This is a genomic window from Confluentibacter sediminis, assembly GCF_003258355.1.
GTDB classification, from domain to species: Bacteria; Bacteroidota; Bacteroidia; order Flavobacteriales; family Flavobacteriaceae; genus Confluentibacter; species Confluentibacter sediminis.
Map to the genome: position 1 here is coordinate 1 of NZ_QKPO01000030.1, position 24,521 is coordinate 24,521.

General features: G+C 30.8%; 16 protein-coding genes. All 16 read right to left on the minus strand.

What is annotated here, in order from left to right; genetic code table 11:
• Positions 1-267: 267 nt before the first annotated feature.
• Positions 268-2,340: a hypothetical protein gene (locus DKT72_RS17395; RefSeq protein WP_111310025.1), complete on the minus strand. Its 2,073-nt coding sequence runs from the start codon at positions 2,338-2,340 to the stop codon at positions 268-270.
• 104 nt (positions 2,341-2,444) lie between these two features.
• The gene (locus tag DKT72_RS17400) at positions 2,445-4,355 is read right to left on the minus strand and encodes a DUF6055 domain-containing protein (RefSeq protein WP_111310026.1); all 1,911 of its coding nucleotides are present in this window, start codon (positions 4,353-4,355) and stop codon (positions 2,445-2,447) included.
• Between the two features lie 103 nt (positions 4,356-4,458).
• Positions 4,459-5,634 (minus strand): signal peptidase I, encoded by a 1,176-nt coding sequence (lepB, locus tag DKT72_RS17405; protein WP_111310027.1) that lies wholly within the window; start codon positions 5,632-5,634, stop codon positions 4,459-4,461.
• A 129-nt stretch (positions 5,635-5,763) separates the two neighbouring features.
• Positions 5,764-8,946: an efflux RND transporter permease subunit gene (locus DKT72_RS17410; RefSeq protein ID WP_111310028.1), complete on the minus strand. Its 3,183-nt coding sequence runs from the start codon at positions 8,944-8,946 to the stop codon at positions 5,764-5,766.
• 48 nt (positions 8,947-8,994) lie between these two features.
• The gene (locus DKT72_RS17415; RefSeq protein ID WP_111310029.1) at positions 8,995-9,618 is read right to left on the minus strand and encodes a hypothetical protein; all 624 of its coding nucleotides are present in this window, start codon (positions 9,616-9,618) and stop codon (positions 8,995-8,997) included.
• Between the two features lie 13 nt (positions 9,619-9,631).
• Positions 9,632-10,846, minus strand: coding sequence for a DUF4934 domain-containing protein (locus DKT72_RS17420; protein ID WP_111310030.1), 1,215 nt, complete (start codon positions 10,844-10,846; stop codon positions 9,632-9,634).
• A gap of 67 nt (positions 10,847-10,913) precedes the next feature.
• Positions 10,914-11,153, minus strand: a complete 240-nt coding sequence (locus DKT72_RS17425) for a hypothetical protein (protein WP_111310031.1) — start codon at positions 11,151-11,153, stop codon at positions 10,914-10,916.
• Between the two features lie 294 nt (positions 11,154-11,447).
• Positions 11,448-11,648 (minus strand): HTH domain-containing protein, encoded by a 201-nt coding sequence (locus DKT72_RS17430; RefSeq protein WP_111310032.1) that lies wholly within the window; start codon positions 11,646-11,648, stop codon positions 11,448-11,450.
• 21 nt (positions 11,649-11,669) lie between these two features.
• Entirely contained in the window at positions 11,670-13,175 is a 1,506-nt protein-coding gene (locus tag DKT72_RS17435) for a TolC family protein (protein WP_162623364.1), read from the minus strand.
• Positions 13,176-13,177: 2 nt separating this feature from the next.
• On the minus strand, positions 13,178-16,267 hold the full coding sequence (locus tag DKT72_RS17440) for an efflux RND transporter permease subunit (RefSeq protein ID WP_111310034.1): 3,090 nt from the start codon (positions 16,265-16,267) through the stop codon (positions 13,178-13,180).
• A gap of 13 nt (positions 16,268-16,280) precedes the next feature.
• A complete protein-coding gene (locus DKT72_RS17445) occupies positions 16,281-17,234 on the minus strand; it encodes an efflux RND transporter periplasmic adaptor subunit (RefSeq protein WP_162623365.1) in 954 nt (317 codons plus the stop codon).
• Positions 17,235-17,511: 277 nt separating this feature from the next.
• A complete protein-coding gene (locus DKT72_RS17450) occupies positions 17,512-18,114 on the minus strand; it encodes a hypothetical protein (protein ID WP_111310036.1) in 603 nt (200 codons plus the stop codon).
• Positions 18,115-19,377: a DUF4934 domain-containing protein gene (locus DKT72_RS17455; protein ID WP_111310037.1), complete on the minus strand. Its 1,263-nt coding sequence runs from the start codon at positions 19,375-19,377 to the stop codon at positions 18,115-18,117.
• A gap of 85 nt (positions 19,378-19,462) precedes the next feature.
• The gene (locus tag DKT72_RS17460; protein WP_162623366.1) at positions 19,463-19,897 is read right to left on the minus strand and encodes a hypothetical protein; all 435 of its coding nucleotides are present in this window, start codon (positions 19,895-19,897) and stop codon (positions 19,463-19,465) included.
• A gap of 165 nt (positions 19,898-20,062) precedes the next feature.
• A complete protein-coding gene (locus DKT72_RS17465) occupies positions 20,063-21,958 on the minus strand; it encodes an O-antigen ligase family protein (RefSeq protein ID WP_111310039.1) in 1,896 nt (631 codons plus the stop codon).
• Positions 21,959-22,997: 1,039 nt separating this feature from the next.
• Positions 22,998-24,251 (minus strand): site-specific integrase, encoded by a 1,254-nt coding sequence (locus DKT72_RS17470; protein WP_111310040.1) that lies wholly within the window; start codon positions 24,249-24,251, stop codon positions 22,998-23,000.
• Positions 24,252-24,521 lie beyond the last annotated feature (270 nt).

Here is a 24,521-nt window from a genome sequence, read left to right on the forward strand (position 1 = left end):
CAAACATATATTTTTAATATTCAAATAGTTACGCCTCCATTTACTTCTTGGTAACCGAATAGGTAACTTATTTAATAAGAACTTTTGTTATATTTTGCTCTTAATTTAAGAGCGGTGCAAATATAATTTGGTTTTAATTATAAAACAAGAACAACTTATATTAATTGCTGGATTTTCTCTTTGCATCAACAATGGTTCTTAAATAGTAAAAAATCATAAGGAAAAAAGCTCCATTTTTTATAAGATATTATATAGTCACTAAATTTATTACTTCCAAACGATTTGATTATTTTCAATAAAAAAGATTCGCTCTTCTTTACCCTCTGTATGATTTTTAAGCCATAGTAAAGCGCCTTTGGGTATATTTGAATACTCTATACTATTTTTAGACGCTGTTTTTACACCAAGTGACTTCCATTGGTTATCCCAATAAAACAATTCATATACCATACCTGGATAAACGTTGTTTTTAGGGTTTCGAGGAGCAAAACCAACATGTGTAACTTTTTGCTTCATTCCCAAATCAAGACCTACCCATGTTAAATTCGGTGGTGCATCTGAAAATATGGCGGTTGGAACAGATGTATCTATTCCTTTTTCGTACTTATAAACATTTACATAGGTTAATAAATCCTCATCAAACATAATATCCATATTCTCTTTCGTAACCCCTTTTGAAAAAATGTAATCGCCTTTTAAAGTTGTTAAACCTAGTTTGTTGTTATCAGATGTATAAAAGGAAAGGCTTGCCAAACCATATTTGCTATCACCCGTTATTTTTGGATAAACAAATCTTACAAACCTAAATTCTGAATCCTTAATATCAATAATATTATCATCATCTATTGGAGTTTCTTTTATCTGACTAAGTTCAACTGCATTTCTAAAATCCATAAAGTTAGAACCTTCGAAACGTCCCCCAATCAATGACTTAGAAAGATCTACAAACCAGCTATTATAAGGAAATTTTCTTGTAAATTCGTAAGACATATTTTCCTCTTCTGGTTCTAAATATCGTAAGGTTCCATCGATATTGAGAACAAATGGATTTGATATAGGAATATCTAAAATACCATTGTCATTTTCTACCATAGCTAAATAAACAACATCTTTCCCTCCTATCTTTTTAAAAGTTACATGATCCCCTTCTAATGCAGCCCCATCAATAGGAACCCATGTGTTATATGCTTTGGGATCAAAGATGCATAAGTAAGCGATTTCATTATTTTTATAAATCTTTGGAATTTTTATAGAGACATTAAATACATCCATAAACTTTTCTGTAACATCGTCCCATTCGAAATGGCTTAACTTGCTATTAATTCTTTTCTTTAGCTCTGAATTATTATTCTTTGATATACTTGATTCTTTATATATTTTTGTTATTTGACTTTCGGGTTCAAAATCTCCTGGGTTTTGTCCACCACAATGAAACCCTTGCCACTCACCCAAGGTATCCAAAACGGCTACTAAAAGATGATTACCTCCACTAAAACCATCTTTATCAGTGAATAGTCTTGTTATCGGTATTCCTAAAGATCTCATGACTTCAACTGTATGGCTTGTTACCATAACACAATTTCCATCTATTCCCAATTCTGTCATAAATGGCCCAGGTATAGAATAGGTAAAAGGACTCATTTTAATATTAAAACTACCTCTAAATGGTTTATAAAGAGGTAATAATTTTTCATTAAGTATTTTACAGACAAGAACAGGGTCGCTTTCATTTGCTAAAGAATCTATGAGTGGTTTGTATTTATTGAAATAATATTTTCTCCAAGCATTTGGCTTTTGTTGACCACTTCTATATGGTAAGATATATTCACTGAATTGATCAAATGTCAAATGTCTAGCCCAAGGTAAATTCCATGCCTTAAAGGCATAATCAATGTTTTCAATTAAAAAATCAGAAGATATGTTTTCAATATCAGAATAGTTTTTAAGGTCTCCCGATAAACTTGAATAGGCATTCCTGCTTTCTAAAGACTTTAAAAAATTAATAAACTTCTCGGTTTTAAGCATGCCGATAATCTTCTTTTCTTTAAAATTCGGAATTTTTTCATATTCGTTTTTAAGAGAGTCCTTTGCTGCCAAAATAGCTTGAAGACCTTGGCCATCTTTATAAAAATAGTAAGGCATATTAACAATTAAAAAAGAGGCTGCCTTATATTTCAAGCTATCTTTAGGTGCTTTATAATGATCTAATACTTTTTCTAATTCAACCCTGTTATCACCTGCCAATTCAAGAGCCTTTTCTAAATCGGCATCCTTATTTGCACAAGAATTTAATCCAATAATTATAATTAATAAAATAAATTTTGCGATTATTTTTTTCATAAGTAATATTTATTAGTGTTTTAAAATTAAGAATACGTTATAAATCTTCATGACATAGCAAGGATAATCTATTTATTAATTATGTAATAATAGTTTAGAAGAGTCTACCTTCCATAAATTTTTGGCAAAGGGTCTTTAATTATCATTTCGGCATTGATAAATGGTGTTATCTTATTATTGACATCACTGTTTTCCGGATGATTTTCATCTCTATTATCACATTCCAGTAAATTATTTTCATAATAATTAGTCATCCTATAATATACACCATTATCACAATCTCCCTCATCATTATAAACAACGACGTTTCCTCCAACCTCAATGTTTCCTCTTAGAGTATAGTCTTTAACTTTTGCTCGCATATGGACTAAGGCCCGATCCATCATAATGTCATTTTCTAAAAAAGCTTGACCCGCGATTTTCGCATCATTACTATAGGTTCCCCCTTTAATAAATGCGTTATCAGTGACTATAACATGATCAGAAATAATGGCGTCTTTTACCAAGGCCATTTTTTCAATGCGTACATGACCAGTAATTTTTGAATTCCCCAAAACCATGGCATAAGGACCAACATACACACTGTCGGCAACCAATGCAGAATTTTCAACCCAACCACCTCCATTAGAATGGGTAGTTCCATTTTTTTTTAGTTGTTTTCTAAAATTTGAAGCTTCTTGATAACCTTCAGGAACACCTCCTAGGATGTTAAGTTCATAAGGAAAATGAAAATGCTTAGGATACCCCTTCCATGTATCGGTGGTAGTATTAGTTGTTATACTATCTTTAGGAGCTCCCATTACTACGAAATATAATTCCGTCTCATTTGAAAGCATTTGATATTCTATTTCTAATTCATTTTCATCATACATCTCACCATATCTAGTTGTTTTTCCATCTGAACTCACAAATCCATATCTCCAACCAGCATGACTATTTGCTTCAATATGACCTTTAAACTTTATATGAATTACACGCGAATCATCATTTGGATAAATAGGAATAACATTATAGGCGAATTCTTCTGGAGCCAGATGAATTGGCACAGAAAAGTGGGTTGACATACCTACATCTTGATCCAGAATTGTCCAAACTGATTGCACAGACTCAAAACTTTTTTCCAAATCAAGGTTCCTCTTTTCTCTAAAATAATGCCCTATGTTTTTTATCGAAAAATCATATGTAGCCATTTTTTTTGCATAAACATTGAAAAGATGATCATTGAGTTCTTTTATTGAAAAATCACTCAACCTTTTGTAGGCTTGTATAGGATACTCTTCTGCTTTAGATTCTTGCCACATCCGATTTATAATATTCATACCATCGGCTTCAACGATACCAATAAGATAAGCGAAGTTTTCATAAATATTGACCCAATTGCCAAATGTTTCTATATGATCCCAGTCTGCACCCCAAGCATTTACAAGCTCGGGATAAATTAAAGATCTCATAAAATTAGCATGCGTTTCCCAAAATATTCCTGAATTTTTCCATGCGTCGCCTAACTCTTTCGGTTTGCGATAATCGATATTATTTTGTGCTTGAAGGCTATGAATTATTTCATGTGCCGATGCGTGTCCGCCTTTCGCCGCTTTAGGATGTAACCACAAGGTTCCCATAATATTATCTTGGCTACCACCAAAAGCCCATCCAGTTGAACCTTCTTCACCAAAGGTATGGTTCATAACTAATGCTATTTTATATTTGGCAAGATTAGTACCTGGTGTTTCTAGAGCAAAACCATAATCTTTATAGATTTGATAAATAATCTCCATATTTCTAAGCACTTCCTCAGGATCAAAGGCATAATCTGGATTATCAGTATAATTTACAGGGTCTTTTCCAACAGTATTTCCCCAAATAACAATAAAATTATTGCTCTGTGCTGTTTTATCCCATGAAAACTGAGCTCCATCGTGCGTACTGGAATCTGCTAAATATTCAGGGATATGAGCTGCTTTTTGAGCAAATAAAAACGGTGACATTAACAATAATAAATAGAAATTTAAATTCATATATATAAATACTTTTTAAAGGTTCCTTTTCGTCTCAAATTTTAAATTCAAAATAATCTGTTATAAACTTTATATTTTATTGTTACATTTTCACCTCATTCCCCTATTCGACTTTTTTTAAAAACCGATCCCATCTAAATTCATCTTGGTAGTTGGATAACAACACACACTGTACTTTACCTACTATATTCTCTTTTGGCAAAAACCCAAAAAATCTAGAATCAAAAGATCCTTTTCTGTTATCTCCCATCATAAAAAAGTAATCATGCTTAAAAATATAGGATAACACAGGCTTTCCGTTAATTAAAAACGATGAGTCGGATTTTTCAATAGCAACCCCTTCATATAAGTTTATAATAGTTTTATAAATTGTGTAGTTTTCTTCATTCAAAATAACCTCCATGCCTTTTTTGGGAATAATTACCGTTCCTAAATCATCAATAGTCCAGTGTTTTCCTTCTGGTTTAGCAAAAAGTTCCTCCTTCTCATTAAATGCAGCCAAGCTTAAGCCTAAAGAATCTATACATTTTAATTGTTTTATTTTTTTAAGTTCGTCATATGTCAATTCCGCTTGCATCAAATAAGTGCCGTTTATATCTCTATTAATAATTTTATTGATTTCTAAAGAATCTATTTTATTATAAAATGCTTTTTTATCATTTACTTTAAAATGGTATCTATTTCTCATAGTACCTACGAACTCTTGCTTAACCTTATTTATATACACATACCCAGCGTTTATATCTAAAGTGTCTCCAGAAACACCAACAACCCTTTTTACAAAAAACACGTTTTTACTAAAATTTTCATACACAAAAACATCTCCATTCTTTATTTTTGAAGCACCAGACAATCGCTTGTAATCCCACCAGTTAACCTTTATTGAATCTCTAGCTTTTTTATCAAAATAAAAAGCAATATTTATCAATGGAATATCAAAAGGTGAGCGTGGTAATCTTGGACCATATTCTAACTTATCTACTATAATAATATCATTTGGAAACAAGGTGTTTTCCATAGAAGAACTAGGAATTTTATAAATGTCGCCTATAAAAAGCTTTATGCTTATGGCCATTGATGCTATGAATAAAAACAAAAAGAAGCCCTTTATAAATTTCTGTAAAAAAGAAATCTTAATAAAAGCTATTAAATACATCATCCCCCAATAAACTAATGAAAAAAGAATAAGACCAAAACAAAGCCATGGGATTCCGATGGAAAGAACAAATAATGCTAATAAAAAAAATAACACGTATTTTGCTTTTAAATATTTGATCATATTTCTTTTAATTAAACAGGGTTCTGTTCTTTTCAAAATAAACTTTCCAAAGACATTTATTTTTACTATCCTGTGAATTTATTACACTTTACTTATTTCTTTTGAAAAGTATTAAAACGATACTCCATGTTAATTACTTTCAACCCTATATTGATTGCTTTTTGCAATAAATAAGGGCAAATAAATATATATCCCAATTAAAGAAAACAATAAACCACCTATGGATCCCACAGCAAATGAGAACCAAAAGGCTTCATCTTGCCCACTCCAAACAAAAGGTATTAGTCCAACTATGGTTGACACTATAGTTAGAATGACAGGAATTATCTTATAATTAAATGCCTTAAAATAAAGTAAGCTAATCGTTCTATTTGGGTAATCATTTTTTAAATTATTAAAATCATTTACAATATATAAGGCAGAGTTCACACTAATGCCGCTTAATAAAATAAAAGAAGCATACCCACCTTGGTCAAAATTAAAACCGAATAGATAAAATGTTAAAAACACCCCAATAAATGATATAGGAATCATACTAATAATAGCCAAGGGCTGTTTTAGTGATTCAAGCAAGATGGCGCATATAAAAAAGATGATTCCAATGACGATGAATAAATAGTAGTATTGTGTTTTTTCTTTGTTATTCCAGTAATTAAATTTTTGCTCAAATACTTTATATCCCAAAGGTAATTTAGGTTCAAAACTTTCTATGGTTCTTTCTCTAACTTTTTGAGCTAATGGTCCTGTTCCCAGAAAATCGTAAGCAACAGTTAAGCTGTATTGTTGATTATTTTTTTCAATAGTATTCCCTGTTTTCTTTTTTTCAATAGACGCTAATTGATTTAATTTATATTGTTTATTTTGAATGCTTATTGGTGTATGTTTTAAATCCCATACATTAAATTTTTTGTAGGTATCTGAAACCAACTTTACATCTTGGAATTCATTATTTTGTACAATAGAGATCAACCGTCCTGAATGCACTTGATTTTTTAAGTAGCCATATAATTGTGTTTGAGACACATTTGCAAGTGCCAGTTTATTGGCGTCAAAATCCAAATAATATTCATATAAGGCGTTATCCCGCCATCCGCCACTGGTTATTTCTACATCTCTAACTCGTGAGTTTGAGCTGTCCACCAATTGTTGCTGCAACTGTTCAGCATACCCATATAATTTATCATAATTGTATCCTTCTAATATAATTCTGTTTTGTTTAGACCCCGTACCCAAAGCATTTGAAAACCCTCTACCTACACCTGTAACAGACCAATCTAAACCTCCTAAGCTAATGGCCTTGGACTCTAACAGACTTTTTAAAGTGTATGGAAAACCACTAAATTCGTAATCCTCTTTAAAGTAAATGGAGATACTAGAATTTCTATAACTGGATATCCGTGTTTCAAAAAGTTCAATTTCGTCAAACTGACTTAAATAGGCTTCCATTTTAGTTATGGCCTCATTAAGTTGTTGTATAGTACAGCCATCTGGCATCGTCCCTGTAACTCTTAACGTGGTTCGCTCGGGTTCGGAATAGTACGAATTCTCAAAAACATCTTCTGTAAAAAGTCTTAAAGAGCCTCCTATTGCTTTTTCTAAAGTCGGCCTAACATCATTGGCAAACCATTCTGATCCTATACTCTTATTATACATATCAGCAAAAAACCCATCACCTTCCATCTCTTTAGGTAATAAGTGAAAAGGAATTCCAAAACCTAATATAAAAATTAAAATAAATGCCCATTTAAAACGTGGTCTTTTTATCCAAAAAATAACCTCAGAATAAAAATTTGCAAACCGCACGATCCTTCTTTTTCTTTTTATCGAAAAATGAATGCGTTTCTTAGACAGATTCATTTTCTCTAAAAGGGCTGGTACATAATACAATGACACCAATAAGGACACACCTATATTTATGGCGATTACTAAAGCAAAATCCAATAAATCTGCTTGTTGGCTTTCCTCTAATAAAAAAATTATCATTAAAGCCCCGATGGTTGTTAGCGTTGCTGCTAAAATGGCTAAAAACGCTTTTTTATTGCCCTTATTTCTTATATGATCTATCATGATAATGCTATTATCTATAATGATTCCAAAAGAAATAGTAATACCCGCAAAGGAGTATAATTGGAGTTCTACTTTAAATAAGTAATAAAAAATAACCGCAATAAGGAGATTGGTAACGATGCTTAGAAACAAAATAGCTAAATACTTAAAGCTTCTATTGATAAGCAGAATTAAAATCAACAAAATAAGAAACGAGAATAGCGTGCGTTTTTGTATTTTTTGCAATTCTTCCACCACATATTCAGTCGTATCTTGGGTTAACTTGATGCTATAACCTGTGTCTAACTCCTTATTTAAATCGATAACTTTTGCTTTAACTGTATTTGCCAAGTCAATCGTATTGACACCTTGTTCCGCATAAATAGTCATGTTAATGGTATTCAACCCATTTATTCTGTAATAGCCTGTTACATCAGCCTCTTTATAGGTCACTGTGGCTATATTCCCTAAATAAACCATTCTATTCCCAATCTTTTTTATGGGAATGTTGCTCCAGTTAATGTCTGTAGCTGGCTTATAAGCTAATTTTAATGCTATTTCATGATCATAAGCTTCCTCATTTGTTTTAAAAATACCGTTACCCAATTCTTGTTCATTAAGATAGGTATTTATAGCGCTTTGAATATCATTCACTGATAAGTTAAGCTGTAAAAGTGTATTGCTATTGTATTCAATAACCCACTCAAAAGGTGCAGCCCCATACACATTAACCTGATTAACACCCCTAATTGTTGAAAGCTTAGGTAAAATATGAGTTTCCGCATATTTTTTTATATAGTAAGGGCTTTCATTCGCATTGATACTATAAGACAAAATAGGAGCCTTGTTTTCGTTGGCGGCACTTAATGACAAATTAGGATAACTAACACCATCCGGAAGTTCGGAATAGGATTGCCTAATTAAGTTTGCAAGTTCAAACCGTACAGCATCCATATTGGTGCTGCTTTTAAATTTAAGAGATATAGTTCCGCTTCCTTTATCTGATGTGGAGCTTAACGCTTTAATACCTTTAACTGTATTAAAAACACCTTCTAGTTTGGAAGTCACTTCTTGTTCCATCACTTTAGCTGAAGCGTCCTGCCAACTGTAATTTATGTTGATAGATGGTAAGGTTTTTGAAGGCGTTAATTGTACGCTTAACAAGGGTATGAGGCTTGCTCCAATAATGGATAAGCAGATAAAAACGGTAAGCACAGAAAAAGAAGAAATCCTAAAGTTAATATTTCGCAATTTCGCATGCTTCATAGAGCTTCTTTGTAATACAAATCAGATAATTTACAGGTTTCAATAATGCTAAAAATACCTTTCATCCATTACTTCCAAATAGATTTGCGTGCTTTCAATTTCTGCTTTTGCAGGAATAAAAACATGCTTAACCAGCATACTTTTATCTATATAGAAAAAAAAGGGAGAGTATTGATCAATTCCTAAACCTAAACCATTTTTACTTATCCCATAAAAAGGAATATTACATTTCAACTCATCGAAATACGATTTTAATTCACGCATTCTATCTAAGGGAACTAAAATAATTATATCTTCAATATCCTTTTTGTCATAAAATTTTTTTAGTTCTTCAATAACTTGATCAAAACATATACTACAAACATCATCAGAAATTCTATAAACCAATCTATTCTTTTCTCCAATTATACTTTTAAAAGCTATTGACTCACTCTTCGACTTTGATAATTGTATGTCCTTTTGTGATAAATCAGTATTATCATAATAAAGAGAGTTCATAAAAGTTTGCTTGAATTTACCTTTTAAATCATTACTCTTTTTACTCTGATTTTTATTTTCCTCTTTTAAAAAGTCATTCCTTAATTGTAAGTCGTTATTAATTGATAAAAATGTATATACAGTAAATAAAACTGTTAAAATTAAAGTTATTATAATCCAATTTTTGACTTTCATAATTTACATATCATTAAAATTTATTTAATTTCCCAACAACAATCATTGGGTTATCATCAATATCTGTACTCTCATAAATAGAAAATAATTCTACATTTTCTATTTTATATAATTCCCATTCCGAGTATGACATTTTTGCCTTTAACTTATCCATTTTATCAATAAATTCATATGCGCTCATTATTGTGTAGAAGTTATTATTATAACTAGCCTTCGGGAGGTTTGAAAAGGAAGAAACTATATCTATTTCTGGAAATGAAAAATCATTAATAAAAGTATCAACGATAAAACTATTCTTCGATACTTTAGAATAATAAACATGCACAAGGTCATATTTATGCATAAATGAAAATACTATAGCATCTTTACTTTCAAAAAAGCCAATAACTCGAAAAGCGTAATCAGTTTCTTTTAGTGATTCTAAAAATTGCATTACATCTTTATAAGTCTTGTCCAAATACCTGTTTGGAAGTTTATTTTCCCCAAAATCAATATACATCCTAGGAATTATCTTATCTTCTCTAATACTATATATGGTATCATTAAAACTATATAAGAAGGATACGCCATCATTAAATTTTTGAAAATTAGTCAAATCTCCAAAATGCATAAACTTTGCCTCGTTATCTTTTATTCTAATGAATTTTTTAATAATCTCTCCTTTACTATCAATTATATTCAACCTGCTATTTGACTTTTCATTGTAATAGGCAGAACCTATATATACAGCAAATTTATTCTTATCAAGTTTAGTAAATGCGTAACCATCCAAATCTATATCTATTCTATTGATGAAGACACCATTGTAATCATACTCATTAATTTTTCTTCCTTTACTATCATAAATAAATATTGAATTATTCATTTTGTCAATGAAAAAATCAGAAAACACAAGATACTCACCTGGTCCATTTCCTTGATTTGAGATACGAGTTATAAATTCTCCTTTGGCAGAAAAAATATATAACGAATTATTTGATTGAAAATAAAACTTATCATCATCTACTTCCATTTTCTGAATCTCCCCCATTAAACTAATAGATTCAGATTGCAGCTTTACCCATTTGATGTTATCATATAACTTAGAAAACTTCACCTTTTGAGCTTTATTTAAATCTACATAAATGTTCTCTATATTTTTAATTTCATTTTTTTTAGAATCTTTCTTTTTTGACTGACATGCTGCATAGATAGCACATATTAAAACTAATATTATATACTTTTTCATTTTTCATGACTTTATAAATTCAAAGAGATTACCTCAAGAATTAAAGTAATCTCTTTTTAATATGACACTATTGACAAGAACTACACTTAGCTCCTGCTGAACAATCTCCAGATGAACCTTTACAGCAATATTTTGTTCCACTACTGTCCCCACACAACGGCCCTTTATAAGTATCGCCTTCTGCATTAGCCTTATTTATAAGCAATATACTAGCTAAATCTACATCTGTTCTAGTCAACTCATTAACATTAAAAAACATAGTCATCGCTACTACAGCAACTACCATTATTCCGATTATTTTTTTCATTTCATTAATTTTATTAATTTGATATTATTTTTTTCACAAAAGTCTTTAAGGAAATACTACTTTTGCAGAATATCAAATAGCTGTTTTTTTTTAACAACTATTTAGCCAATAAAAAATTTGAAGACTTCCTCTGGGTATTATTAGTCTATGTCATAGGCTTTATTTTAGTTAAACAATTTGTGATTATATTTTTTAACATGGAAATGCTCAGAGGCTTTTTTAAAATTTAATGTATCCTATATCTATTAATTATTTCAAAGAAAACACTTACCTCCGACAAAATTTGTCGGTTATCTAATTTTTAATTAAATATTTATTACTTTTTCTACAAAAAGAAATATTATAGCCTTCTTCACGCAATTCTTTTAACATCCTTTCAACTGTTCTTACACTACAACCATAATCATTAGCTATTTTTTCTAGATTACTCAATCTTTTATGCTCTATCAAATAAAGTAAATGTGCTTCTTTTTCTTTTCTTTCAGAGTAGGTCATATCATAATTATATTTTAAAGATTAATCTTCTAGTATCTCATTAAAATCTTGTACCAAAGGGGTATTTGTTATAAAATCATACAAGGTTAATTGCTGCACGTTATAATACAATGCCCAATAGTTTTGTAAGGCTTGTATATAATTTTCATTGGCTTGTTGTGATGCTTTGCGAGCCGAGGTTAGGTTTAAAAAATCAACGCTTCCCGATAAAAAGCGTTTTTCAGTTAAATCGTAAGATTCTTTAGAAATCTCACTAGTTTTTAAAGCTCCTAATACTAATTCTTGCTGTAGGTTAAAGTCCAGTACTTTTAAAGTGATTTCTTGTTTATAGGTGTCTTCGTTTTGTTGCAACTCAATATCTGCAACATCTTTATTCATTTTAGCCGTTTTTATGTTGCCTTTGCGCTCTCCCCAATCTAGAATGGGCACATTAAGTTTTATCGCAACCATTTGTTGGTCTAAAAACCTACCATAAGCATCTACAAATGTGTTCGCTTGTTGATTTAAACCGTAACTGGCTGTTAAAGACAAATCAAAACGGTTATCTTTTATGGCTTTATCCAAATCTCTTAAAGCCTCTATTTTTCTAAGCTTTAAATCAAGGATGTCAGGATTGTTTTGATAAGCAAAATCAATAGCTTTATTTAAGTCTATATTTAAATTAGATACCAATTCTGGTAATTCTGGGATGACATCTTGTGGCAACTGGTCTCTTAAAAACAGTTTTAATTCCGCTTCGGCTTTCTGCAATGCTTGCAGATTTTGTGTTAGTGCTGTGCTAGCATTATAAACATCTAATTCTAAATTGAGAAGATCATTACGTTCAATAGCTATTAAATCATACCGCTTTTTACCTATATTAAACAGTTTTTCAGCAGCCATTTTGTTTTCCTTGGCTATTTCGACCTTTTTACTAGCTAAAGCCCATTGAAAAAATAAATTCACCGATTTTAAATTGATGGTTTGTAATTCATACATAAAATCTTGTTTCGCTTTTTGAAATTCCAAGGGTGCTGTTTTTTTCTGCCATTTAAAGGTGTTGAATGCCATAATTGGCTGCACCAAACCTATCCTTACGGGCGTCGCATTGTAACTTTCTGTTTCAAAATCTCCAAAATTTTCAAGCCTATTAAAACTGGAGTTTATAAATAAACGTGTGCCTGTCAATCCTATATTTTGACTTAAAGACAGGTTGGCATAACTATTAATGGTTTGTTGTTGCCTGAATACATCTATATTCTGTTCAGAATCATAACGCTCTATTAAAGCTCTATTAAATGTAAAAGGGGTGGTTTCAAAATCAATTTTAGGAAGTAAACTCGATTTGAATGACCTGAATTCCCAATAATTAACGCCATACTGTCGTTTTGCCTTAAAAACATCTAACGAGTTTTTACTGGCCAGTTCCAAAATATCATGGAGGGTGATTTTTTGACTAATAGCTGATATAGTATTGCTTTGTTGCGCTATTGTATTTGTGAAACTTAATAGAACACATAATTGAATGGTTATCTGTTTTATTTTCATACTCATGATTTATGTCTTTTAGCTAAATGATAGTAACAAAGTGGTATAAAATACAGACTGACTATAGTTCCCAAGAGCATTCCTCCAATTAATGCAATAGCCAAAGGTGCTTGTAATTCTGCTCCCAATCCACCTAAAAACAATAATGGTACTAAGGCCAGAATGGTTGTCAAACTCGTCATCAATATTGGTTTTAAGCGTCTTTGTCCTGCTACCAATAAAGCTTTCATTAAAGAAAAACCTTGACGCTGCAATTGAATGATGGTATCCACTTTTAAAATAGAATCGTTAATAACAATACCACACATCACCACAATACCAATCATGGACATCAGGTTAATACTCATACCAAAAAGCTTTAAAAACAAGAAGGCACCTGCTAGATCTATAGGGACTTCCAGCAATATGATTAATGGCAACACAAAAGATTCAAATTGGGATGCTAGAATAAAATAGAGCAACACCAAAGAAATTAACAATACTATTTTAAGTTCTCCCATAAGTTCTTTATTAGAAAAAAAGCTTCCAGAAAAATTGACATCATACCATGTATTATTGCCCACAATGTCTTGCACATCGTTAATAATAGGTTCTACCTGTGCATCTTCAACCTGAAACTCCATAGGATAATATTCACCTTCTGCACCTCCTGTAATACTTTTTAAATCTTCAGCCTTTACGATTTTAATAAAGTTTTTGATTTGAAAAACAGCACTGTCTCTAGACTTTACCGTCGTTTCATTTAAAATAGCATCGAGGTGATCTGCTTGGCTCCCTAGTATAACAGGGACAAAATTTTGGTTATCGACAACAGATAAGATTTCACGTTCGCTAAAAGCACTTTTTAGAGTGCTAAACAATGTGTTGGCGTTTACATTATAAGTGATTAATTTTTCTTGATCTGCAACCAATGTGATGTGTTCTTGCCATGCTATAGGTTTTAAATCCACTCCCTCTAAGCTTTCATGAATTTGATACCATACGTTCTTTAATTGCTTATTTTGCTGACTTCCTAAATTTTCTATATTCCTTAATCGAGCTACTAAAGGTGTTTCCTTATTTGAAAAAATCAAACTAAAAATATTGTCAACGGCTTTATATTGATATACTATTTTTGGATACTTCTTTGTTAAGACAGCATCCAATTGCGATTTTACACGTATTAATTCGTTTTCAGTATTCGTTTGTAAATACATAGTGGCTTCGGAGGTTTTGGCATTGGAATCTTTATCCAACAAAAACTGTTGGGTTCCCACTAAAGCCGTTTGATTGACCAAATCGCCTTTTATAGGATTTAACAAATCCAATACTCTGCGTTTGTTTTCTTCAACATTTATAGGCTCATTCCAATCAATCTTAATTAATGTTTCATTACTTTTTAATACTGGCATTTGGGTTGTTGGCAATACACTAAATAATACGACTGTTAATGTTAAAAGCGCTATAACAATAGCAAAAGACATCCGTTGCTTTTTCATGACCCACCTAAACCCTTTCTCATATAAAGCTGCATAATCCAAGGTGTTTGTTTTCGCTAAAAACTGACTTATTCTCCCAACTTTAGCATGCCTTTTTAAATGAAACAATCGGTATAAAACCGGCAATAATGTCATGGAAACCAATAATGATACAAATAAACCGATACTGATGGCCATAGCCTGATCGTAAAACAAAGCACCACTAATACCACTTAAAAAAACCAAAGGCAAAAACACCGCACAGGTGGTTAAGGCCGAACTGAGCAAAGGTTTTAAAACCTCATTTGTCCCCACAATACAAGCTTTAGATAATTTAAAGCCTCTTTCTCTATATTGAGTAATATTGTCGATAACAATAATGGAGTTATCTATCATTAACCCGATACCTAAAACCAATCCAGACAGCGAAATAATATTTATTGAGATGCCAAAAAGATGAAAAAACAATAAACAAATAATAATGGAGGTCGGTATAGTAATACCTATAAGTAGAGGCGATATGACGTTTTTCAAGAACAAAAACATAATACCAAAAGCCAGAAGCATGCCCCATAATAAACTTTGAAACAGATTATTGATGGCATAATCCAATAACTTCGTTTGGTCTCTTGTAATGGAAAAATTAATATGCGGATAATCATTTTTTAAGACATTTATTAATTTATCAAGCGAAGTCTTTAAATCTCCCATTCTGGCATCACTTTGTTTTATAATCGCCATTGTTACCGCTTCATTTCCATCAGACAAAACCAAACCCGTTCTTTTTTGCGGATGCTCAATGACTTCAGCCAGTTCTTTTAATTGAAACACACGGTTATTCTGATTGATATAAATGGATTCAATATCTTTTATGGTATTTAATGAGGTTCCTAAGCGTACGTCGTATTGATACTGATTGTCCTTAATTAATAAACTGCCAATATCTAAATCGTTTCTCTTAATATGGGATTCTAAATCTTCTAAGGTTATACCTAAGGCATCCAATTTGTTTCTGTTGGGTATGATAAGGATTTCTGGTGACACCAAACCACTAACATCCACCATGGCGACTTCATTAATCTGCTCTATGCGCTTGCGAATAACCTGATTTGTAAAACGATTAAAATCCACAAACTTCTGTGATACTGGATATAAAACGTTTTTCTGGTAGGTAGAACTTTTTAGGTCTTTAGTCGGCACTTCTTTAATAGTCATGCTTAAATAAAATACAGGAATATCCGTCGCACTGGCTTTAATAACTTTAGGGCGTTTAACATCCTTTGGGAGACCTCCCATAATTCTATCTATTTTTTCATTGACTTCAATAAATGCATAGTCAATATTACCACCATGTGTAAAACTTAACTTAATAACACCTATTTCGTTACTTGTTTCGCTATTGATGTCTTTTAAATGACCCACTTGCATTAAGCTAGCACGCAATGGTTTTACAACAGCATCTTCCAATTGTCTTGCCGACATATTATCTGCTTGTACCTGTACCGTAATCTCTGGAATGTCTATATCTGGCATTAAAGAAACAGGAATGAATCCAAAGGCATAAGCTCCTAAAATAAGGATACCTAATGCCGTCATTAAAACAGCTATGGGTTTATGTATTAAAAATTTAACCATAATGTCTTAATGACTAATTATTAGATTTAATTAGAACCTCACTATCGTGAGCTAAATTTAAATTGTTGGAAATAATAATGGTATCGCCTGGTTTTAACGACGCACTACTTTTATCAGGGTTTGGTATGACGGCATAGTCTTTACTATTTTCTAGTGTAGTAAGAATATATGTCCAATAAGCTTTTCCGTTTTTAACCATAAATAACACCTCTTGATTATCTCTTAAAACAACAGCCGGTTTAGGCACCACAAATTGATCTGGAATATCTTTTTTAATAAACACCTTCACATTCATGCCCTCTAATAATTGACCATCATTTTTTACTCGGGCTTTTATTAAAATAGTGCCGTCTTTTTCAACCTGTGGGTTTATGGTGGTTATGTCGCCTTCGTAAGATTTACTTGTGGCAAAAGGGGCTATGGTTATGCTGTCTTTTGCTTTTATATCTTTAAGTTCAGATTCTATTACATAAAACTCTACCTCAAAAACAGCATCGTTTATTAACGTTATAAACTCTTTACCCGAATTAATTTGGTCGTATTTCTTGCTATTAATATTGGCAACCTTACCACTAAAAGGTGCTATGAGTTTGGTTGACTGTAAATCGAACTTTGCATTTTCCAATTGATGCAATGCATTTTTATAGCCAGATTTAATGGCCATCATATCATACTCTTCTTTAGGAATGGTTTCTTTGTTATTGGTGTTAAAACCACGACGTATTTGTAGATCTTTAAATTCTAAAGTCGCTTGCTTTAAATCTATTTCTGCTTTACTTACTTTTTGTTGATAAGTAAAAGCATCCAGACTAGCTAAGAGCTGTCCCTTTTTAACATAATCGCCGTCTTTAACGTAAATGTTGTTGAGTTTTTCGCTGACATTAAATTTTAGGGTGCTTTTTTCTAAAGCTACCAGTCGTCCATTGCTGACTAATTCTTTTTTGAAAATACCTTTGTTTAACACCATGATATTTACCTCGTTTTTATCTAGGAGGTATTGTTTTTTTGTAATGGTTTCTTCCTTATTTTCCTTAGGCCTATTACAAGAAAAAATACTTATTGTTAGAATTAAGGAATATATTAGAAATGAATTAATTCGATTAACTTTTAAAACCATCATTTATAATTTATTGATGTTACTAATTAAATCAAGCTTCATTATTAGTTTTATTTAAAACAAACTAACTCTAAAAGTTTTGATTTCTCTATTACGGATTTTTAAATTTACTGATATAAATAACTTTTTATTTTATATAATTTAGTAGATATCTATTCTCTAATTTATTAATCTTATTCTTTTGGGGAAAAATAATACTTGAAACTTCTAAGTTTTTATCTAAAATAAAAAAAAAGGGTCTTTCCGATTTTTTCATTTTTCTTATAAAAGGAGAATCTTCTTCGATTTTAAATACTGGTGTTTTTACTTTTTTATTAGACACTAATAATCTTAAATTCCTCATATTATAACCACTAGCAAAAATTATATAATCCAAATCCAAGTGTAACAAACCATTTGTAGCATATTCCATCTTAGATATTGCATCAATGACACAACTATCACAGTTAAATTCATCTATAAATAAAACAACTGTTTGCTTTTTTATTAAATCCTCTAGAAACAAACTATTATTATTAATTGAAGTAATTTTATAATCTTTTCGAAATTGATAATATCCTGAAAAATCTGAATATAATTCTATTAATTGTTCTGTATTCTCTAAACTATTTGTAGTGAAAATTAATTTATCATTAACCGCTTTATACTTAAAATATAAAAAAATATAAAAAAATATAAAAACTATAAATAAACCAATCTTATGGAAGTACGCTCTCTTCAAAAACTTCATTTAAAAATTTTTTAATTTATAAGTAACAATAATAGGGTTAGAGGTTTCTTTTAATGTTAGAAGTTTATTTAAATCTACTTTAGACGCCTTCTTATCCATTAATATTATCTGCTCTTTAAAAGCTAATAAGCTCATAGGTTCTATTATACTTATAAAAAAATCATCTTTTCGAACACCTATAGGACTACTAAATAAATAAGACTCTAATGCATTTTGACCTATTGTAACTGAGTTACCATAAATTAACGATTTCGATAGTCTATCTTGAAAAACTCTTGAAAATTTATCATAACCAATAACTTCAAAAAAACAAAACCTATCTGTAAAAACATACTCACCATTAAACATGAAATGTTTTTCTATCATTTTTTGGAGTTTTATATCATTTATATTTTTTTTCCACAAGTCACCTGGAAGACCATTTTCCTTAAATTCAATAGTTATTTCGGGCATTAATTTACCTTCATTTATTTTCCAAATAGAATTAGAAAAAGGTTGAGTATAATATATTTGATTATCAAATTTCCGTAACGGATTATTAGTTGTAAAGTTAAATCCTGGTTTTGGATTTTTAAAGGCTTTTGAAATAGGTAACTGTTCTAAATCAGTAAAAACCAAACTATGCGAATCTATTATTGGACAAAAAGTATTTTCTGCTTTTCCTGTTTTCAAAACCATATAATTCTCACCATATTCATGTTGTGAATAAAAAAAATACATTGGTTCTGAATCAATAAATTCTCCTTCGTAATTGTATCTCATGACTTTTCTCCCCCTAAGATCTAGAATTGAAATTAATTTATTATTTTTATCAATAGAGACATCATATGACTCCATTCTTTCTTCAGCTCCCTTACCAATGTCTCCTATTTTATTTAAAAATTTTCCCTTAAAATTAAATCTTAAAACTTTATTATTATCCTTATCATGAATAAAATAAGATTTTGAATAATCATCTATTAATATTTTATTTATTGAACCTATAATACTCTTATCAGTTGTTTCTAAAGGAATAAAATTCATTTCTTCAATTAAATTCTCTAAATTTATTTTTGATTCAAAAACATCTTCAGGTATTTTTATTGTTTCAAAACCTTTAATATCATTATTCTGAACAGGCACACTAGACTTTGCTATTATTGTCTTTTCATAATGATAGTTTAACGGTTTTAATACAATAGTTTTCTTTGAATTATTATTACAGCTTAATAAAACACATAATAATAATTTTACACATATATTTGCTTTTTTAATTTTAGACATAATCTATTTAGTTTTTCCGTATTTACTTTTATATTATTTTTTTGAATTAAAGAACCAACTTAAGTTGGTTCTTTTTAACTATTTATTATGTTGTACAAGGATTATATTCTTCACAATCATTCCCCCCTCCATCTGTAGGGCAATTAACTCGTGTACCAGAAAAAGAATAATTTTCAATATGACTTGATGAATGAGTATAACCTACACCAGCACTACCTGTAACTGTCCCTCCTGTTGTTATAGTCGTGCCAGTAATTCTACCATTCGCATCATAATAAGTTGTTTTCGTAACACTTACATTACAATTAGTGATTACTGACTCTTTTCGCTGGTTACATGATCCGTACAACCATTCTGGTTGGTCGCAGTTATCACCCGGAGATTCTGCAGATGCATTATTTATCGAAATAAGTGAAGCTAAATCTACATCTCTAGATGTATTATCTATTTTAATTGACATATTAAAAGCCATAGTCAATAATATTGCAGAAATACTCGTTATTAAAATTATTTTTCTCATTTTATTTATTTATTTATTTATTTATTTATTCATTTATTTAGTCAAAAGGCACACTACTTTTTAAATGTGTTAATACTTAACTTTATTAAGCCATTAAAAATCTAAATTTTATAGATTTCCTGTTATTTCTTTTTAGTTCTCTATTTCATTGGTCATTCATTTTATTTAGTTAAACAATTTATTTTTTGTCATTATATCTTTCATTTCTTGTTTTATTTCCCTTATTGCTGTCGAGGATACTTTTACGTCTTTATCTAATATTGCTTTAGCTATATTAACTGCTTTTTCCTTTTGCCCACTATCATCATATAATTTGGCCATTAAATACAACGGGTAAAATCTTGAAGGGATCATGTTGGCAGCATGTTTATAGGCTATTTCTGCTTCCTCATATTGCTGTGTGTTTTTATAAGCATCACCTAAAGCCGTTTCTATAATGGTAGTGTTTAAGTGTTTTTTTGCTTCTTCTAAAATTTGTATAGCTTTTTTGTTTTGTTTATAAATGGACAAGGCTTTACCATAATTCATTAAAAAGTCACCATTATTTTTTAGTTCGGGGTAAGCTTCTTCGTATTGTTGTATGGCACTTTCGTAATCTCCATATTGATAACTGTTTAAAGCGAACTCCCAATTTTTAAAACTGTTATTTAATCTATTTATAGATTTGAAACTAAAAAAAGAGGCTAATAGAACACTAAACACCAATGACGTTTTTAGAACAAGGTTTATGGGTGCACTTATTTTAAAATTTTGAAATAGTTTTATTTTATTTTGATCTAACGTAGCAAGACATGCCAGTAAAACAATCATGATAAGTTTAATAGGCAGAATTTCCATGGGATAAGAAAAGAAGGCGAATACCCCAATGGATAGTAAGCTCATTTTTATTATAATACCTAACTCATTCCTTTCTTTTACAGCTGCTGTTTTGATTTTGATAATAAAAAACAAAACAAACAGTAATATTATGAAACCTAATACGCCTTCTTCGGTTATAAATTGTATGAATTCATTAAAGGCATAATAAGTATTGTCCACTACTAAAGCTTCTTCCGTTTCTCCATGCTGTGAAAAATAATCAGCTTGTTGGTTCATATAGTGAGTCTTAAAACGGTCAAAGCCAACACCAAAGGCAGTATTTTCTTTTATGATTTCAGTAGAGACTTTCCAAATAAATAAGCGTCCATCTGAAGATCCTTTTTTAAAATGATAAACACCTAATAGGCTTAGTCCAATAATTAATATACAACCTGTGATTAAAATTGATCTTGTTAAATTACTATATTTATTAAAAAGTGTTTTTATAACTCTATAACGATATTCTAATAATAGGCAACTACTTATTAATACAGCTAACCATGATGCTCTTGATTGCGATGCTGGTATTACCAATAAAATACTTACCACGCCTAATAGGGGTATATAGTCAAAAATATATTGGAACATCTTTTTTAAAAATACAGAGCCACTTTTTGATTGCATCTGCTCTATCATATTTGCTTTAAACAAATACATTCCCAAAGTTATTGGCCATACAGCCGAAAGAAAACCAGCATAAGGCCCTGGGTTAAAAAAACTACCAGTCATTCTAAACCCAGAATGATTAGATGGGTAGTATTCCAGCAATTGTAAATTACCATATATTGCTTGAATGATGCTTGAAACGACAATCGTTAATAGCAACCAAACATAATTTTTATTGGAAAAATTTCTTAAAACGATATATAAAACACCTAACCCCACTAATTCCATAAAACGGATTGAGAAACCAAAATCAGTTTGAATAACATATCTATTTAATGTAATAAATGCTACAAAAATAAAAAGTACAATATCCAATTTAGAAAGCGAAAATGATATCGTTTTAGTCAATCCTGTCTTGAAACTATATAAACATAGCAACACTAAACAGCTATATTGAAAGCAAATAAACTTGCTTGTAACTGTGGGTTGTACATATCCAGATAGATTAATTTGGGGTAATACTAAGAAAAGTAAAGACACTAAAACTACAATAGCGGATTTTGGCAAACTTGATAAAACATTTGTACTTTCCTTCATTTTAGTAAAATATGTACACTTAAAGATGTAATTATTTTAGCACAATATAAACTTATATGTGCTTTTTACTACATAATAAATTACCAAAAATTGATACTATATTATCAAATCAATAAAAAAACGTGAAACCTATAACTATTGTAATTCGCTTTAGATAAATTTTATTAAACATTTCAAGGATATAATTTCATAAAAAAAGCCACTGCTTTTTATCAAGTTGTCTATGAAATTTGATAGACTTTGTCTATCAGATTTGTAGAGCAAGAGGGTAACACGCAGAGCAATGTTACTGGTTATTAATCCATTGATTTACATTTATTTGTACACTAAAAAGAAATCAATTCCATCATTTTTCACGGAAAAATCGTTGCAGACCAATAAAATCAATGAATTTTTCCTTGAAAAACAGACTGTTCGATACATTTTGCTCTGTTTTCTATTAAATTGTACTTTCTAAAATATCCATTATAGGGTATTTACAGTAAATGCTCTTGTAAGGCTTGTAAACAGGCAATAATTTACAGTAAATTTTATATGCCCCATTTTAATTATAGGCTTTTAGACTATATTAGTTTACTTGCTATTTCTGGTTATCAATAATAACTGCTTTTTAGTAAAAAAGCTTTGTAACCCCTATAAAAACTAGAATTTTTTAGTAAAAAATCACGGAATTTCTAAAATTTGACCCCGGTTTGGAATAATTTAATCGGATTCGAACTGAAGGTTACAAAGGCTACCGCGCTCGCTTTGGGGCGAGCTTGGTCCATTTTTAAAGCCATGGATTCACCTCGCTCAATGTAGAACTAATGCAAAAATCGTTTTTAAAAAGCCAGCCCCTAAATCCATCTCTTTAAAAACGTATGAACATATATGCCGCTGAATACCTTGACCCTTGCCGAATATGGACTGTACATAGTAAAGTGTCCGTTGACATTCATATTGTGATTTTCTCTGGGCTTTTAATTTATTACCTGGCTTTTTGTCCCTTGTTAGAATTTCCGTAATCTTAATTAAGGAGTATAATTCGAGTGAATTATTTCTACATAACACAAGTATTGTTTTGATTCGCTGACGTTTTTGCAACTTCTCTCTTTTTAATCCGTTCCTGTAGATTATTTATATCCTCGCTTATCTTGGTTTCCACTACCCTAGCATAGATTTGTGTTGTGGATAGTTTGGTGTGTCCCAAAAGCTTTGATACGGTTTCTATAGGAACACCGTTGGACAGTAAAACAGTGGTTGCAAAGGTGTGTCTGGCAATGTGGAATGTCAGGCTCTTTCTTATTCCACAAACATCGGCGATCTCCTTTAAATAGGAATTCAACTTTTGGTTTGAGATTGTTGGGAACACCCTTTGTTTTGTTGTGGTACTTGGATGTGATTTATACATTTCAATAATCTCCAATGCCTTTAATAGTAAAGGTATCTTTACTGGAACACTCGTCTTCTCCCTCTGTGAATAGATCCATTGCTTACCATCTATACCTATACATAGGTTATCTGTGGTTAAGTTCATCACATCGCCATAGGATAAGCCTGTATAACAACTGAATATAAATAGGTTCTTTATCAATTCCAGCCTTGGAATTGTAAATGCTTTGTTCTCGATACTTTGAAGTTCTTCCAAGGTTAGAAAGTCTCGTTCCTTTTTTTCGTATCTCGCCTCAAACTTCATGAATGGGTCTTTATCCAACCATTCCATTTTAAAGGCCAAGCTTACCATTTTTCTTAACCTCTCGATATGTTTCATAACCGTATTGTTTCCCATATTGTTCTGATGTCTCAAAAAGCGTTCAAAATCTATGATGAACTTATATCCCAGTTCAGATAGGAACATATCGGTTGTTCTGTATTTTTCCTTTAGAAAAAGCAGGATATACTTATGGGTGGTATAATAATTCTTTTGTGTACCCCAACGTAAGGTATCTTTCATATGGGTGTTGTGGTATGCTATGATATCGGATAGTGCATATCTGGTCCCTGCATTGCCTAAAAAATGGGCTTTTATAATGTCCGAAGTTACCAGCTTGTTGCTACTTTGAAGTTTTTGGTAGCATTCAAACAGTTTTGAATTGACCTGTTCTAGGTAACTGTTGACCATTTTGTTTTCGCTGTTTAGTCCCTTTAACCTGTTCTTGGTAGTGTCCCAATCTGAAATAAGAACTTTATGCTTTAGGGAGAGCTCTGAGCGTTTGCCATTTACTGTGATTCTGGCATAAAGGGGGGCTTTCCCGTTTTTCGCACTTGCTAATTTTAGCCAAAACAGGATACTGAAGGTGTTTGAATGTGTCATAATCTTTCATTTTTAAATTGAACATTAAAAACAAAAGTCAAATCAAGCCATTCGGTTACCTTTTTTATGGGTTTCCACAGGTGGTAACCGAATAGGTCACTTTTTTTACCAAACCAATGCAAATTAAATGTGACCCTTTAAAATGCAAAAACTTGATAATCATTCGATTACCAAGTTTTTGTTATTATTTGATTTCTTAAAAAGTCGGGGTGGCAGGATTTTAAACAAATCCATAACCCGTTTATTTTCAGCATTTTAAACACTTTATTT

Excerpts from the sequence above, each read along its gene's own strand:
- DKT72_RS17395 (WP_111310025.1), bottom strand. The coding sequence starts at position 2,340 with ATGAAAAAAATAATCGCAAAATTTATTTTATTAATTATAATTATTGGA.
- DKT72_RS17400 (WP_111310026.1), bottom strand. The coding sequence starts at position 4,355 with ATGAATTTAAATTTCTATTTATTATTGTTAATGTCACCGTTTTTATTT.
- lepB (WP_111310027.1), bottom strand. The coding sequence starts at position 5,634 with ATGATCAAATATTTAAAAGCAAAATACGTGTTATTTTTTTTATTAGCA.
- DKT72_RS17410 (WP_111310028.1), bottom strand. The coding sequence starts at position 8,946 with ATGAAGCATGCGAAATTGCGAAATATTAACTTTAGGATTTCTTCTTTT.
- DKT72_RS17415 (WP_111310029.1), bottom strand. The coding sequence starts at position 9,618 with ATGAAAGTCAAAAATTGGATTATAATAACTTTAATTTTAACAGTTTTA.
- DKT72_RS17420 (WP_111310030.1), bottom strand. The coding sequence starts at position 10,846 with ATGAAAAAGTATATAATATTAGTTTTAATATGTGCTATCTATGCAGCA.
- DKT72_RS17425 (WP_111310031.1), bottom strand. The coding sequence starts at position 11,153 with ATGAAAAAAATAATCGGAATAATGGTAGTTGCTGTAGTAGCGATGACT.
- DKT72_RS17430 (WP_111310032.1), bottom strand. The coding sequence starts at position 11,648 with ATGACCTACTCTGAAAGAAAAGAAAAAGAAGCACATTTACTTTATTTG.
- DKT72_RS17435 (WP_162623364.1), bottom strand. The coding sequence starts at position 13,175 with ATGAAAATAAAACAGATAACCATTCAATTATGTGTTCTATTAAGTTTC.
- DKT72_RS17440 (WP_111310034.1), bottom strand. The coding sequence starts at position 16,267 with ATGGTTAAATTTTTAATACATAAACCCATAGCTGTTTTAATGACGGCA.
- DKT72_RS17445 (WP_162623365.1), bottom strand. The coding sequence starts at position 17,234 with ATGGTGTTAAACAAAGGTATTTTCAAAAAAGAATTAGTCAGCAATGGA.
- DKT72_RS17450 (WP_111310036.1), bottom strand. The coding sequence starts at position 18,114 with ATGAAGTTTTTGAAGAGAGCGTACTTCCATAAGATTGGTTTATTTATA.
- DKT72_RS17455 (WP_111310037.1), bottom strand. The coding sequence starts at position 19,377 with ATGTCTAAAATTAAAAAAGCAAATATATGTGTAAAATTATTATTATGT.
- DKT72_RS17460 (WP_162623366.1), bottom strand. The coding sequence starts at position 19,897 with ATGAGAAAAATAATTTTAATAACGAGTATTTCTGCAATATTATTGACT.
- DKT72_RS17465 (WP_111310039.1), bottom strand. The coding sequence starts at position 21,958 with ATGAAGGAAAGTACAAATGTTTTATCAAGTTTGCCAAAATCCGCTATT.
- DKT72_RS17470 (WP_111310040.1), bottom strand. The coding sequence starts at position 24,251 with ATGACACATTCAAACACCTTCAGTATCCTGTTTTGGCTAAAATTAGCA.